The sequence below is a fragment of the Falsiroseomonas bella genome (assembly GCF_003173615.1).
Taxonomy (GTDB): Bacteria; Pseudomonadota; Alphaproteobacteria; order Acetobacterales; family Acetobacteraceae; genus Falsiroseomonas; species Falsiroseomonas bella.
Genome location: NZ_QGNA01000001.1, coordinates 644,905 through 657,836, shown reverse-complemented (window position 1 = coordinate 657,836; position 12,932 = coordinate 644,905). Strand labels below are relative to the sequence as shown.

15 protein-coding genes are annotated in these 12,932 nt (G+C 71.0%); 5 read left to right on the top strand and 10 right to left on the bottom strand.

What is annotated here, in order from left to right; genetic code table 11:
* Positions 1-15: 15 nt before the first annotated feature.
* Both DFH01_RS03015 and DFH01_RS03010 read left to right on the top strand, forming a co-directional pair.
* Complete coding sequence (locus tag DFH01_RS03015) at positions 16-954, top strand: hypothetical protein (RefSeq protein WP_233255935.1); 939 nt, start codon at positions 16-18, stop codon at positions 952-954.
* A 66-nt stretch (positions 955-1,020) separates the two neighbouring features.
* Entirely contained in the window at positions 1,021-1,455 is a 435-nt protein-coding gene (locus DFH01_RS03010) for a hypothetical protein (protein ID WP_109868900.1), read from the top strand.
* Here DFH01_RS03010 and DFH01_RS03005 read toward each other — a convergent pair.
* Both DFH01_RS03005 and metF read right to left on the bottom strand, forming a co-directional pair.
* A complete protein-coding gene (locus DFH01_RS03005; RefSeq protein ID WP_158287596.1) occupies positions 1,439-2,023 on the bottom strand; it encodes a Uma2 family endonuclease in 585 nt (194 codons plus the stop codon). The genes DFH01_RS03010 and DFH01_RS03005 overlap by 17 nt on opposite strands.
* 104 nt (positions 2,024-2,127) lie before the next feature.
* Positions 2,128-3,063, bottom strand: a complete 936-nt coding sequence (gene metF, locus DFH01_RS03000) for a methylenetetrahydrofolate reductase (protein WP_109869898.1) — start codon at positions 3,061-3,063, stop codon at positions 2,128-2,130.
* Positions 3,064-3,240: 177 nt separating this feature from the next.
* Here metF and DFH01_RS02995 point away from each other — a divergent pair, with 177 nt between their 5' ends.
* Together DFH01_RS02995 and DFH01_RS02990 are read left to right on the top strand one after the other, a co-directional pair.
* Positions 3,241-4,050, top strand: coding sequence for an MlaA family lipoprotein (locus tag DFH01_RS02995; RefSeq protein ID WP_109868898.1), 810 nt, complete (start codon positions 3,241-3,243; stop codon positions 4,048-4,050).
* 38 nt (positions 4,051-4,088) lie between these two features.
* Complete coding sequence (locus DFH01_RS02990; protein ID WP_109868897.1) at positions 4,089-4,727, top strand: MlaC/ttg2D family ABC transporter substrate-binding protein; 639 nt, start codon at positions 4,089-4,091, stop codon at positions 4,725-4,727.
* 30 nt (positions 4,728-4,757) lie between these two features.
* On the opposite strand, the gene DFH01_RS02985 is transcribed toward DFH01_RS02990, so the two are convergent.
* The 5 genes from DFH01_RS02985 to DFH01_RS02965 all read right to left on the bottom strand — a co-directional run bounded on the left by DFH01_RS02985 (position 4,758) and on the right by DFH01_RS02965 (position 8,899).
* The gene (locus DFH01_RS02985; RefSeq protein WP_199231115.1) at positions 4,758-5,276 is read right to left on the bottom strand and encodes a GNAT family N-acetyltransferase; all 519 of its coding nucleotides are present in this window, start codon (positions 5,274-5,276) and stop codon (positions 4,758-4,760) included.
* Positions 5,273-6,952: an energy-dependent translational throttle protein EttA gene (ettA, locus tag DFH01_RS02980; RefSeq protein WP_109868896.1), complete on the bottom strand. Its 1,680-nt coding sequence runs from the start codon at positions 6,950-6,952 to the stop codon at positions 5,273-5,275. The genes DFH01_RS02985 and ettA overlap by 4 nt, the downstream gene beginning before the upstream one ends.
* Before the next feature lie 92 nt (positions 6,953-7,044).
* Complete coding sequence (locus DFH01_RS02975) at positions 7,045-7,686, bottom strand: OmpW/AlkL family protein (RefSeq protein ID WP_109868895.1); 642 nt, start codon at positions 7,684-7,686, stop codon at positions 7,045-7,047.
* Between the two features lie 159 nt (positions 7,687-7,845).
* Positions 7,846-8,055 (bottom strand): DUF1289 domain-containing protein, encoded by a 210-nt coding sequence (locus DFH01_RS02970; protein WP_109868894.1) that lies wholly within the window; start codon positions 8,053-8,055, stop codon positions 7,846-7,848.
* A 31-nt stretch (positions 8,056-8,086) separates the two neighbouring features.
* Complete coding sequence (locus DFH01_RS02965; RefSeq protein WP_146216981.1) at positions 8,087-8,899, bottom strand: MipA/OmpV family protein; 813 nt, start codon at positions 8,897-8,899, stop codon at positions 8,087-8,089.
* A 131-nt stretch (positions 8,900-9,030) separates the two neighbouring features.
* Here DFH01_RS02965 and DFH01_RS02960 point away from each other — a divergent pair, with 131 nt between their 5' ends.
* Positions 9,031-10,701, top strand: coding sequence for a formate--tetrahydrofolate ligase (locus DFH01_RS02960; RefSeq protein WP_109868892.1), 1,671 nt, complete (start codon positions 9,031-9,033; stop codon positions 10,699-10,701).
* A gap of 18 nt (positions 10,702-10,719) precedes the next feature.
* Here DFH01_RS02960 and DFH01_RS02955 read toward each other — a convergent pair whose 3' ends face one another.
* Genes DFH01_RS02955 through DFH01_RS02945 form a run of 3 tightly spaced genes read right to left on the bottom strand, consistent with a single transcriptional unit; the run spans position 10,720 to position 12,928 of the window.
* Complete coding sequence (locus DFH01_RS02955; RefSeq protein WP_146216980.1) at positions 10,720-10,938, bottom strand: hypothetical protein; 219 nt, start codon at positions 10,936-10,938, stop codon at positions 10,720-10,722.
* A gap of 53 nt (positions 10,939-10,991) precedes the next feature.
* Complete coding sequence (locus DFH01_RS02950; RefSeq protein WP_109868890.1) at positions 10,992-11,747, bottom strand: GDSL-type esterase/lipase family protein; 756 nt, start codon at positions 11,745-11,747, stop codon at positions 10,992-10,994.
* 5 nt (positions 11,748-11,752) lie between these two features.
* Positions 11,753-12,928 (bottom strand): OpgC family protein, encoded by a 1,176-nt coding sequence (locus DFH01_RS02945; RefSeq protein ID WP_109868889.1) that lies wholly within the window; start codon positions 12,926-12,928, stop codon positions 11,753-11,755.
* Between the last annotated feature and the right edge of the window lie 4 nt (positions 12,929-12,932).

The following is a 12,932-nucleotide window of genomic DNA, read 5'->3' as shown; positions in this document are numbered from 1 at the left end:
CGAACCCCCGGTCCCTTGTCTCCGATCAGGTCTTTTCTCGAATGGGCGGCGCGGCACGGCGGGCCGCTGCTCGCCGGCTGCATCTTCGTGGGCGTGGCCGTGCCGCCGCTCGCCGCGCTGCTGCGAGAGACGCTGACCATCACCGTCGCCGGGCTGATGACGCTGGTGATGCTGCGGATCGATCTCGGCCAGGTGCTGGGCTATCTGCGCCGACCGCTGCTGGTGGCGGCGCTGATCGCCTGGATCCTGTTGGCCTGCCCGCTGATCGTCTTCGCGCTGACGCGGTTGGTCGGGCTGGACGGGCCGCTCGGCGCGGCGCTGGTGATCATGGCGACGGGCTGCGCCGCCACCTCCTCGCCGGCTTTTGCGCGACTGGTGGGGCTGGATGCTTCGATCTCGCTGGTCGTGGCGGTGATCTCCACGCTGCTCGTGCCCTTCACGGCGCCGCCGCTGGCGCTCGGCCTGCTCGGCATCGACCTCGCCATCTCGATCGGCGGGCTGATGGCGCGGCTGACGCTGATCGTGCTGCTGCCGCTGATCCTGGCGCTCATCATCCGGCGGGTGGTGGCGCCGGCACGGCTGGCGGACTGGTCCGGCATGGTGGACGGTACGGTCGTGGTGCTGCTGGTGATGTACGGCATCGGCGTGATGGACGGCATGCTGGCCAAGCTGCTGGCCGAGCCGGCCTGGGTGGCGGGCGGCCTGGCGCTGGCCTTCCTCGGCAATTTCGGCCTGAACGCGCTGACGGCGCTGGTGACCTGGCCGGCCGGGCCGCGCGTCGCGCTCGCGACCGGGCTGCTCAGCGGCAACCGCAACATGGCACTTTACCTGGCGGTGCTGCCGGCCGCGACGGAGCCGCGCATCCTGCTGTTCTTCGCGCTGTGCCAGTTCCCGCTCTTCCTGAGCCCCTTCCTGCTGCGCCCGGTGTACGACCGCTTGCGACCGGCCTGCTGACCGCACGGGGTTACGGCCAGGCGCCGAGGTGATCTAGGCTGACCTGGCAACAGCCTGGGTGATGCGATGTCCTGGCCCGATTCCCGCCTCGGCGAGCCCGCCGACCCCAACCGGCCCTGGCACTGGGTGAGCCGGTCGGAGGAAGCCGGCGGGCATCCGCTGCCGATCGGGTGGAACACGCATCTGCGCCATTGGGTGCTGTGGGACGGCAGCACGATCGGGCCCGAGGAGGCGGCGCGGCGCTTCGTCTATCTCGGCCCCTGCCTGACGCCGTCCGAGGCCCAGGCCGCGGTGGCCGACGCCGTCGCTGCCGCCACCCCTGCCGCGCCGCCACCCGAGCAGGAGCCGCGGGGCCTGGCCGCACTCGCCGCCTCCGCCTTGCCGGAGCCGCCGCCGGCGATGGTCTATCGGAAGGAGGCCATCCGGAACCACCTGCTGATCTTCGCGGGCACGCTGTTCGGCACGCTGTTCCTGGCGGAGAAGTTCAACCTGTTCCGCTGATGCCGGCCGTCCGGTAGAGCGCGCCGACCGGGCCGGCGAAGCCGAGGCTGTCCAGCACCAGCTCGCCCTGCGTCACCTGCAGCGAGTTGGCGGGCCAGTTGCCGTCCGGCTGGCGTCGCAGCAGCTCCGCGCGGACTTCCCTCGTATGCAGGACCAGGATCTCCCGCACGCTCGGGATGGTCGTGTAGGCCCAGACATTCGCCCAGCTGTCGCGTTCGTTGCCGGGCGAGAGGATCTCAACCAGCAGGACGGGCGCCGGGAGGAAGACCGCATCGGGCGGCACCGGCGTGCAGGTGACGCCCAGGTGGGGCACGCGGAAATTCACCCCGGCGCGGAAATGCGGCACGACGCCGGGCGCCGTCAGCACCACGCAGGGGCTGCCGCGCGCGGCGAGGTGATTGGACAGCAGGCGGGAGGCCTCGGACTGCAGCGCGGCGTGCCCGAACCGGGCCGGCGCCATGGCCACCGGCTCGCCGTCCAGCAACTGCCAGCGCTGGCCGTCATCCGGGCACCAGGCCAGGAATTCATCGCGCGTCAGGTGGAAGGGCAGCTTCGGACTGGCCGACATGCGGCCAGCCTGGCACATGCGCCCCGGCCCGGGGCGACTCCCTGGATGTCGGGCGGGCCGATCCGCACCTTCGGGGCCGGCGCCCCTCCGGTCACTGGGCCGCCTCAGCCGGCCGACTGCGGCCGCACCCCCAGCAGATGCGCGATGGCATAGGTCAGGTCGGCGCGGTTCAGGGTGTAGAAGTGGAACTCGTCCACCCCGTTGGCCTGCAGCAGCCGCACCTGTTCCGCCGCGACGACGGCGGCGATCAGGCGGCGCGTCTCTGCGTCCTCGTCCAGACCGTCGAACAGGCGCGCCATCCAGGCGGGAACCGAGGCGCCGCACATCGCGCTGAACTTCTGCACCTGCTTGAAGTTTGAGACCGGCAGGATGCCCGGCACGATCGGGACGGTGATGCCCGCCGCCGCGCAGCGATCCAGGAACCGCAGATAGATGTCGGTGTCGAAGAAATACTGGGTGATGGCCCGCGTGGCGCCGGCATCGATCTTGCGCTTGAGGAAGTCGAGGTCTGCATCGGCGGAGGTCGCGGCGGGATGCGTCTCGGGATAGGCCCCGACGCTGATGTCGAAATCGGCGATGCGGCGGAGGCCGCGCACCAGGTCCTCGGCCTGGGCGTAGCCGCCCGGATGGGGCGTGTATTCGCTGGCGCCGGCGGGCGGATCGCCGCGGAGCGCGACGATGTGGCGCACCCCGGCCGCGAGATAGCCGCGCGCCACCTCGTCCACCTCCTCGCAGGTGGCGCCGACGCAGGTGAGATGCGCCGCCGGCGTCAGCGAGGTCTCCCGCGCGAGGCGGGACACGGTTTCGTGCGTGCGCGCGCGGGTGGACCCGCCGGCGCCGTAGGTGACGGAGACGAAGCGCGGGGCAAGCGGCTCCAGCCGGCGGATCGCGGTCCAGAGCTGCTGCTCCAGCGTCTCGTTCTTCGGCGGGAAGAATTCGAAGGAGAGCTTGGGCGGCGGCAGTTCGGTGGGCTGCGGCAAGCCGGCCACGCGCGGGCCGGTCAGCCAGCGCTGCAGCGTGCCAGACAAGGCCATGTTCATCCGCGCATACTCCCCCGCGATCTCGGCACGCTGCGCCAACGGCCCGCAACACGCCGCAACAGCACGACCGTTCCGCTACGGCGCGCGGGCGCTTATAAGGGCGCCGCCGCGCCACTTGGAAGTCCCGGGGCGCGACCGTCCGGTGCCCCCCCGCCGGATATCCGCCCGGAGGTCCCCTTGAGCCGCACGCGCATGCCCGCGTATCGCCTTCCCGTTGCGCTCGCCCTCGGCGCCGCGCTGGCGCTTGGCGCCTGCGCGACACGGCCGGACCCGACCGACCCCGAGGCGGTGGCCGAGTTCGAGGCCAACAACGATCCGATCGAGCCCTTGAACCGGGCCATGTATATCGTCAATGACGGGCTGGACACGCTGATCCTTCGCCCGGCTGCGGAAGCATACCGTATCTTCCTGCCGCCCGAGGTGCGCACCGCGATCCGCAACGTGCTGGCGAATCTGCGATCCCCGATCATCCTCGTGAACGACGTGCTGCAGGGCGAGACGCAGCGCGCCGGCACCACGGCCGGGCGGTTCCTGCTCAACACCACCCTCGGCATCGGCGGCATCTTCGACGTGGCGAAGGATTTCGGCCTGCTCGGCCACACCGAGGATTTCGGCCAGACCCTGGCGGTCTGGGGCTTCCCGGAGGGTCCCTACCTGTTCGTTCCGGTGCTCGGGCCATCCAATCCGCGCGACCTGAGCGGCGCCGCAATGGGTCTGGCGAGCGACCCGTTCTCCTGGTTGAGCGGTGGCGAACTGATCGAGACGGTGACGATCAGCCGCGGTGCCTTGGGCGCCGTGGACACGCGCGAAGGGCTGATCGAGCCGCTCGATGCCCTGCGCGAGGGCTCCCTCGACCCGTATGCCGCGCTGCGCAGCGCCTACCGGCAGCGCCGCGCCAACGAGATCAGCAACCAGAGTCTCGAATCGCCCGCCGCCCGCGGCACCGGCTTCGGCGCCGGCACCGGCATCGAGGGCCCGCGCCGTTGATGGCGGTCGAGACCTGCCGCAGCAGAGAGGATGACGCGATGACGTCCACGCCCCGCCGCCTTCTCCTGGTCGCCGCCGCTGCGGTCGCAACCGGCCTGCCGCTTCGGGGGGGCATGGCGCAGCAGGTGGATATCGGGCGCGCCACGGCCTTCATCCAGCAGACCGGGGAGCAGCTTGTCGGCGCGATCAACGCCGCCGGCCAGTCGGTCGCGCAGCGGCGCGAGCGGGTGGCGGAGATCCTGCGCCGCGCCGTGGACGTGGAAGGCGTCGGGCGTTTCATCCTGGGCCGCTGGTGGCGCCAGGCGACGCCCGAGCAGCAGCAGGAATACCTCAAGCTCTTCGAGCAGGTGCTGATCCACAACCTCTCGTCGCGCTTCGGCGAATACCAGGGCGTGCGCTTCACGCTTGGCCGGACACAGGCGCGCACCGAGGAGGATGCGCTGGTCAACACCGTGGTGGAGCGGCCGGGCAACCCGGCCTTCGGGCTGGACTGGCGCGTGGCGGAGATCGGCGGCCAGCCCAAGGTCGTGGACGTCATCGCCGAGGGAACGAGCCTGCGGCTGACCACGCGCAGCGAATACAGCAGCGTGATCACCCGCAACGGCGGTCAGGTCGCGGCGCTGCTGCAGGCGATGCGCAACCAGATCCAGCAGATGGCGGCGCGCGCAGGCGGCTGACGCGCCGGGACTGCCGCCGGCGCATGAGGCCTAACGAAGACTCTCGAACACCAGCATCCGGTGGCCCTGGTGGCGGAACTCGCCGCATTCGCGCATGCCGATATCCGTCAGCACGCCGCGAGAGGACAGGTTCGTCTCCCGCGCCACCGCGATGATCCGCTTGAGGCCGGCGCGGTGGCCGAAGGCCAGCGCGGCCGCCGCCGCTTCCCGCGCATAGCCCTTGCCGCGGCACTCCGGCCAGAGCGCGAAGCGCAGCGCCACGCCGCGCCCGTCGGGCCGTTCCATCAGCCCGCAGATGCCGAGGAAGGTGCCGGTCTCCCGCTCGAAGACGCTCCAGGTGCCGTAGCCGCGCACCAGCCAGAACTCGATGTCGTCCTCGAGCTCCTCCTTCGTGCGCGCGGGCGTGCGCACGCCGTGCAGCATGAAGCCGAAGACGGCTTCGTCGGCCTTGAGGCGGATGAGGTCGGGCAGCTGCTCCGGCGCCGGCGGAAGGAGGGAGAGGCGCGCCGTGTTCAGCGTGCGCGGCGCGCCATGCAGCCCGATGCTCACCTGGCGAGCGGCTTGTACTTCAGCCGGTGCGGCTCGGTGGCGGCGGCGCCGAGACGGCGGCGCTTGTCGTTCTCATAGGCCTCGAAATTGCCCTCGAACCACTCGACATGGCTGTCGCCCTCGAAGGCGAGGATGTGGGTCGCGAGACGGTCGAGGAACCAGCGGTCGTGGCTGATCACCACCGCGCAGCCCGCGAAATCCTCGAGCGCGTCTTCCAGCGCGCGCAGCGTGTCCACGTCGAGGTCGTTGGTCGGCTCGTCCAGCAGCAGCACGTTGTGCTCGCGCTTCAGCATCTTTGCCAGGTGCACGCGGTTGCGCTCGCCGCCCGAGAGGATGCCCACGCGCTTCTGCTGGTCGGCGCCCTTGAAGTTGAAGGCGGCGACGTAGGCGCGCGACGGGATGGTGCGCTTGCCGATGGTGATCTGGTCCATCCCGTCCGAGATTTCCTGCCAGACGGTCTTGTTGTCGTCGAGGCTGTCGCGCGACTGGTCCACGTAGCCGAGCTTCACGCTGTCACCGATGGTCAGCTTGCCGCCGTCGGGCTGCTCGACGCCGGTGATCATCTTGAACAGCGTGGACTTGCCCGCGCCGTTGGGCCCGATGATGCCGACGATGCCGCCCGGCGGCAGCTTGAAGTCGAGGTCCTCGATCAGCAGGCGGTTGCCGTAGCCCTTGCGCAGCTTCTCTGCCTGGATGACCAGGTTGCCGAGGCGCGGCGCGGGCGGGATCACGATCTCGGCCTCGCCGATGCCTTTCTCCTGGCTCTTGGCCAGCAGGTCCTCATAGGCGGTGATGCGCGCCTTGGACTTGGCCTGGCGCGCGGCCGGGGAACGCCCGATCCACTCCTGCTCCCGAGCAAGCTGGCGCTGCCGCGCGCTCTCCTCGCGCTCCTCCTGCTGCAGGCGCTTGCGCTTCTGGTCGAGGTAGGAACTGTAGTTCCCCTGGTACGGGAAGCCGCGCCCGCGATCCACTTCCAGGATCCAGTTGGTCACGTTGTCCAGGAAGTAGCGGTCATGGGTGACGACCAGCACCGCGCCCTGCCATTCGCGCAGCGTCTTCTCCAGCCAGGCGACGCTTTCGGCATCGAGGTGGTTGGTCGGCTCGTCCAGCAGCAGCAGGTCGGGCTTTTCCAGCAGCAGCTTGCACAGCGCGACGCGCCGGCGCTCGCCGCCCGAGAGATGCGCCACCGGGCTGTCGAAGGGCGGGCAGCGCAGCGCGTCCAGCGCGATCTCCACCCGCCGCTCCATCTCCCATCCCTCGGCGGCGTCGATCTTCTCCTGCAGCGCGGCCTGCTCGGCGAGCAGGGCGTTCATCTCGTCCTCCGACATCTCGTTGGCGAAGGCCTCCGAGATCTCGTTGAAGCGCTTCATCTGCGCGTTGAGCTCGGTGAACGCCTCCATGACGTTCTCGCCGACCGTCTTGTCGGGGTTGAGGTGCGGCTCCTGCGGCAGGTAGCCGACGCGCGCCCCCTCCGCGGCCCAGGCCTCGCCGCCGAATTCCTTGTCGAGGCCGGCCATGATCTTCATCAGCGTGGACTTGCCGGCCCCGTTCGGGCCGAGCACGCCGATCTTGGCGTCGGGCAGGAAGGAGAGGGTGATGCCCTTGAAGACCTCGCGCCCGCCCGGATAGGACTTGGTGAGGTCTTTCATCACATAGACGTATTGCCACGCAGGCATGGGCAGGACTTCCGGCGGAGGGAGTGGAGGCCGGGCTTCTACCGCGCCCCGCCCCCCTCTGCCAACCGCGTCGGCCTATGCCGCCCGGGAGATCAGAACCGGTAGCGGACACTCACGCCGATGACCCAGGGATCGAGATCGGCCTGGCCGGTCACGGCCCCGCCATTCACCCGCACATCCGGGCTCAGCCAGATGCGCTTCACGTCGAGGTTGGCGAGCCAGTTGGGCGTGATCTCGTAGTCCACGCCGGCATTCAGCGCCCAGCCCCAGGCATTCTCGACATCCACCGAGTTGATGCCGGCGCTGCGCCCGCCGCCCTCGCCGTAGAACACGGTGTAGTTCAACCCGACGCCGATATAGGGGCTGAAGCGCGAGGCCGGCAGCGGGTGGTACTGCAGCGTCAGGGTGGGCGGCAGGGCCCAGACCCGGCCCAGGTCGATCGTGCCGGCGCCGGGCACGTTCTGCACCTCCACATCGTGGCGGGACGTGGCGGCGATCAGGTTCAGCGCGATGTTCGGCGAGATGTAGTAGGTGAAATCGAGCTGCGGCGTCACCGAATCGCTCGCGCTCGGGGTGCCGCCGATGCTGGTGCTGCCGCCGGAGACGGGCAGCACGCCGATCAGCCCCGCGCCGAGCACGAAGTCGCCCGCCCGCTTGCCGCGCGCGTCCTGCGCCAGCGCCGGCGCGGCCGCGGTGGCGAGGGCCAGGGCCGCGGCGATCATCTTGACGTTCATCTTGAGCCTTCCGATCCGCGGCCTGTCTCTGCGCGACCGCGGCAGGGAGACTTCAACCAGCGGGTTCGGAGAACCTTGACCTAAATCAAGACACTACCGCGATGCAGCATACCGTTGCATCATTGCAACGCCTTGCCATTCCGGGAATCTCCGGGTCCATCACCCCTTGCCGGCCTTGCGCGCTGCCTTGCCGGTGGGCCAACCGGCCGCGCCAAGCTCGGCCAGGCGCGCGGCCAGGGCGGAGCGCAGCGCCGGCCGCCCCTCCTTGTCCTTCTTCCAGCGCTTCTTCTCGGGCTTCGTCATGCCGCAGCCGAAGCACCAGCCGGTGGCGCTGTCGTAGCGGCAGACATCGATGCAGGGGCTCGCCATGCGCGCGCAACGCGCCGGGCGACGCCTGGTGTCACGGCCAGAAGCGGTAGGCCAATGTCAGCCCGACCACGCCCTGGGTCGCGCTGCCGCGCTGCACCAGCGGGCTGTCGGCGGAATCGCCGAAGATCTGGCCGACCTCACCGAAGGCGATCAACGCCCATCGGTCGTTGATCACCCAGGTCGCGCCGCCCGCGACCGCCGCGAACCAGTAGTCGTTCGGCGTGAACACGGCGTAGCCGCTTCTTTGCGACTGCGAGGGGTCCACGCCGAACCAGGTCTCGGCGAAGCCGGAATTGCCCCAGGACAGCCGCGGTCCGGTGGACAGGATCAGGTCCTGCCGTGGCCGGAAGATACGGTCGAGCCGGGCTTCGGCCACAACGCCCGAATAGCCGCCGAAGGCCTGCCGCACCTCGCCGCGGGCGAGCCATTCACGCGTGCCGTAGGACAGGAAGGCGCCACCCTCGCCGGAGATGCGGATGTCGCCCATGCCCGCGAGGGCCGCGTTGTCGTCCTGGTCGCGGCCGAAGCGCGGCTTCAGCACCAGCCCGGCGCTCAAGCCACCGTCCCGCAGCAAGGTGGTGCCGAGCCCGTCGCGGAAGGACAGGAAGAAGGTGTCGTTCGGCGAGCGAATGTCGGGCGACGCCAGCGGCCGGACGATGAAATCGTTGGAGCCGAGATAGTCCGGGGAGAGCAGCGCGCCGATGGCGATGCCGACCCGCCACCGGTCCTGCTGCGGCTGGCCCAGGGCCGGGGCGGCCTGCGGGGCGAGGCCTGTCTGTGCCCATGCGGGCGCTGCGAGAAGGCACGGCAGCAATGCGGCGAGCCCGCGCAGGAGTCGGTTCATCGAAAGGAGGTCCACCCTGGATTTCGCGCCGAGATGGTGTCTCGGCGCCCGAGTTCCACCGCTTTACCTTTCGCTCCCGGCCGGATAAGCGCCCGCGGGACGCCCTGCACAATCCGGAGAAAAGCGCGGCCATGCCGACGGACCTCGATATCGCGCGCGCCGCGACGCTCCGCCCGATCGCCGAAATCGCCGCGAGGGCCGGCATCCCCGATTCGGCGCTCGAGCCCTACGGCAAGTACAAGGCCAAGCTGTCCCAGGACTTCGTCGCGGAGGCCTCCGCCCGCCCGGCCGGCAAGCTGGTGCTGGTGACGGGCATCAGCCCGACCCCGGCCGGGGAGGGCAAGACCACCACCACCATCGGCCTCGGCGATGCGCTGAACGCGCTCGGCAGCCGCACCATGATCGCGCTGCGCGAGCCCTCGCTCGGGCCGTGCTTCGGGGTGAAGGGCGGCGCCACGGGCGGCGGCTACGCGCAGGTGCTGCCGATGGAGGACATCAACCTCCACTTCACGGGCGACTTCCACGCGATCACCAGCGCCAACAACCTGCTCTCCGCGATGCTCGACAATCACCTCTACTGGGGAAACGAGCTCGGCCTCGATCCGCGGCGCGTCACCTGGCGGCGGGCGATGGACATGAACGACCGCAACCTGCGCGACTGCGTCGTCGGCCTCGGCGGCGCGACGCAGGGCGTGGTGCGGGAGGACGGGTTCGACATCACCGTGGCGTCCGAGGTGATGGCGGTGTTCTGCCTGGCGCGTGACCTCGCCGACCTCAAGGCGCGGCTCGGCCGGATGATCGTGGGCCGCACGCGGGACGGGAAGGCGGTGACCGCGGCGGACCTCAAGGCGGACGGCGCCATGGCGGTGCTGCTGAAGGATGCGCTGTCGCCAAACCTGGTGCAGACCATCGCGGGCTCCCCGGCGCTGGTGCATGGCGGCCCCTTCGCCAACATCGCGCATGGTTGCAACAGCGTCGTCGCCACGCGCCTCGGCCTCGGCCTGGCCGATGTGGTGGTCACGGAAGCGGGCTTCGGCGCCGATCTCGGCGCGGAGAAGTTCCTGGACATCAAGTGCCGCTTGGCCGGGCTGGAGCCGGGGGCCTGCGTCGTCGTCGCGACCGTTCGCGCGCTCAAGATGCACGGCGGCGTGGCCAAAGCCGATCTGGGGCGGGAGGACGTGGCGGCGGTGGAGCGCGGCGTGGTGAACCTCGCCCGCCATGTCGAGAACATGCACAAGTTCGGCCTGCCGGTGGTGGTGGCGCTGAACCGCTTCACCTCCGACACGGCAGCGGAGATCGCGGCGATCCAGCAGGCGATGGCGCGGCTCGACACCGAGGCGATCCTCTGCACGCACTGGGCCGACGGCGCCGAGGGGGCGATGGACCTGGCCCGGGCGGTGAAGGCGCGGCTCGATCGCGGCGCGGCGCGCTTCGCCCCGCTCTACCCGGATGCGATGCCGCTGGCCGAGAAGCTGCGCACCATCGCGCGCGAGATCTATCGCGCCGCGGAGGTGACCATTCCGGCGCCGGTCGCGCAGCGCCTGGCGCGGTGGGAGCAGGAAGGCTTCGGACACCTGCCGGTCTGCGTGGCGAAGACGCAGTATTCCTTCAGCGTGGACCCGACCGCGCTCGGCGCGCCAAGCGGCCATGCGCTGCCGCTGCGCGACGTGCGCCTCTCCGCCGGCGCGGGCTTCGTGGTGGCGATCTGCGGGGAGATCATGACGATGCCGGGCCTGCCGCGCCGCCCCGCCGCGGAGACGATCACGCTGGATGCGGCCGGGAATGTGGAGGGGCTGTTCTGAGGCGCCGGCGACCGCGCCCTATTCACGGTCCTGCCGCCCGGCGTCCAGCAGCGCCGTCAGTGCCTCCGGCAGCGGCTCGGTGAGCGCGGCGTCGTAGAGGCGGCCGAGTTCCCGGCGCAGCCAGCTGCCGAGTGCCGCGTCGGCGGCGGGGTCCGTTTCGCTGTCAGGAGAGCGCGCCGCCGGGGGCGGCGCCTCCGCCGGTCGAAGCTGCGCGCTCATCCGGGAAGGAGCGTCCATGCCTGCTGGCGGTTCCTCCCTTCCCAGCATGGGTGTGTCCGACGCGCTGCATCTCAGCGGCGCATATCCGCCACGCCCTGCCGGATGAACGCAACGAGCGCGCGTGCCAGGCAGTCATGCAGGGCATCGGCGACCGCCATGCGGCGCTCCCGCGGTGCGCGCTCCAGGTCCACCGTGTCCGTTTCGGCCCAGTGCTGCATGATGGACCAGCGGCTGAACAGCTGCGCGCCGGCGGCGGCGGCGGCGATGCGCAACTGGTCGCGATAGGCCTCGACATTCGCGTTGGCGCGGAAGAAGCGCGAGAACTGCATGTCCATCAGGATCAGGTCGGTCAGCTCGCCGCGCGCGGCGCGCAGGCGCGCGGCGGCGTCCTGGACGGCTTCCGACATCTCCTCAGCCGGCAGGCCGCGCGCCGCCTCCACGGTGCCCAGCTGCCAGATGATCAGGTGCGGGCGGAAGCGCGCCGCCTCGGCCGCGATGATCCTGGCGTGGTCCGCGGCCGTGGAGCCGCGTCGGCCGAAGCTCTCCAGCCGCACCACCACCGGCGACAGCCGCGTGGCCAGCCTCGCCTGCAGCCGCGCGGGCCAGGTGGCCTCCGGCCCCGAGGTGCCGCCGCCCGCCGTGGAGGCGCTGCCCACCACCATGATCCGAAGCTCGCCGCGGGCGATGGCGGCGAAGGTGCCGGGCAGCGGCGCTGCCTCGATCAGCTCCGGTGTGACATCACAGGCGGGCTCGGGCCCGGCGGCGGCGGCTGGCGGCAGCCCCCACAGGGCGAGAACCAGCGGTAGGGTGGCAGCCAGGCGGCGCATCGCGCTCAACCGGTAACCGCGCCGGGCTGGGCCGGCAAGCCGGGCGCCGGCGGCTTGCGGCGCCGGCTGCCCTCCCCGCCATACCAGGCCGAGACGGCGCCGACCGCCACCAGTGCCGCCAGCCCCGCGAGGTTGACCGCGACCTGCATGGGCAGGCCGGCCGAGACCTCTATCGCGAGCCGCCCGAGGAACGACAGGAAGATGCCGGAACAGAAGACCGGCAGGCTCTGCTGGCCCATCAGCACGAAGAGCGCGGCCAGCCGGCCGGAGAGGAAACCCGCCTGCGCCGGCAGCAGATGCGCCACCAGCCAGGCCGCGAGCAGCACGGTGGCCAGCCGCGCCGGGTGCAGGCCGGTCTTGTCCACCCCGGCGAGCCAGGCGGCGAGCGCCGCGGGCGGCTCCCACCCCCGCGCCGGACCGTGCCAGACAAGGTTCAGCAGCACCGCCACGGCGACCAGCGCCAGCACCGCCAGCGCCGCGACCCAGCGGTTCCAGGGCAGGCGCCGCGCCAGCCAGGCCGGGTCGGCGCGCGCCAGCACCACGCCGATCGCGAACAGCAGCTGCCAGGCGAGCGGGTTGAAGAACCATTCGGCATCGCCCCAGCCCGGCGGCGCCAGGTCCAGCCCGCGTGCGATCAGGTAGAGCCCAAGCGACAGGCCCAGCAGCAGCAGCGGCCGCGCCACCAGCGGCAGCGCCAGCGCGAACATCGCCAGCACGGCGATGTAGAGCGGCAGGATGTCCAGGAAATGCGGCTGATAGCGCAGCAGCAGCGCCTCCAGCATGGCGCGGTAGGGCTCCTGCCCGAAGGGATCGAGGGCGAGCTCGTCCAGATAGGCGGCGTGATCCAGCAGCGCGGCGGAATAGCCCACCTGCGCCGTGAAGACGACGAAGAGGAAGATGTGCGCGACGTAGAGCGTGCCGACCCGGCCCGCCACCCGCGCCGCCGCGGGCGCCCAGCCCTCCCGCTCCAGCAGCCGGCCATAGGCGAGCCCCGAGGCGTACCCGGCCAGCAGCACGAAGACCTCCGTGGCATCCATCAGGGCCACGTTGCGCAGCGTGAGCTTGCCGAGCAGATTGCCGGGCGTGTGGTCGATGAAGATGAACCAGAGCGCCAGCCCCCGTACGAAATCCACGCGCAGGTCGCGCCCGGGCCGGACGAGGGAGGAGAGGGCGCCAAGCATGCCG

Excerpts from the sequence above, each read along its gene's own strand:
- DFH01_RS03010 (WP_109868900.1), top strand. The coding sequence starts at position 1,021 with ATGTCCTGGCCCGATTCCCGCCTCGGCGAGCCCGCCGACCCCAACCGG.
- DFH01_RS03005 (WP_158287596.1), bottom strand. The coding sequence starts at position 2,023 with ATGTCGGCCAGTCCGAAGCTGCCCTTCCACCTGACGCGCGATGAATTC.
- metF (WP_109869898.1), bottom strand. The coding sequence starts at position 3,063 with ATGAACATGGCCTTGTCTGGCACGCTGCAGCGCTGGCTGACCGGCCCG.
- DFH01_RS02990 (WP_109868897.1), top strand. The coding sequence starts at position 4,089 with ATGACGTCCACGCCCCGCCGCCTTCTCCTGGTCGCCGCCGCTGCGGTC.
- ettA (WP_109868896.1), bottom strand. The coding sequence starts at position 6,952 with ATGCCTGCGTGGCAATACGTCTATGTGATGAAAGACCTCACCAAGTCC.
- DFH01_RS02975 (WP_109868895.1), bottom strand. The coding sequence starts at position 7,686 with ATGAACGTCAAGATGATCGCCGCGGCCCTGGCCCTCGCCACCGCGGCC.
- DFH01_RS02970 (WP_109868894.1), bottom strand. The coding sequence starts at position 8,055 with ATGGCGAGCCCCTGCATCGATGTCTGCCGCTACGACAGCGCCACCGGC.
- DFH01_RS02965 (WP_146216981.1), bottom strand. The coding sequence starts at position 8,899 with ATGAACCGACTCCTGCGCGGGCTCGCCGCATTGCTGCCGTGCCTTCTC.
- DFH01_RS02960 (WP_109868892.1), top strand. The coding sequence starts at position 9,031 with ATGCCGACGGACCTCGATATCGCGCGCGCCGCGACGCTCCGCCCGATC.
- DFH01_RS02955 (WP_146216980.1), bottom strand. The coding sequence starts at position 10,938 with ATGGACGCTCCTTCCCGGATGAGCGCGCAGCTTCGACCGGCGGAGGCG.
- DFH01_RS02950 (WP_109868890.1), bottom strand. The coding sequence starts at position 11,747 with ATGCGCCGCCTGGCTGCCACCCTACCGCTGGTTCTCGCCCTGTGGGGG.
- DFH01_RS02945 (WP_109868889.1), bottom strand. The coding sequence starts at position 12,928 with ATGCTTGGCGCCCTCTCCTCCCTCGTCCGGCCCGGGCGCGACCTGCGC.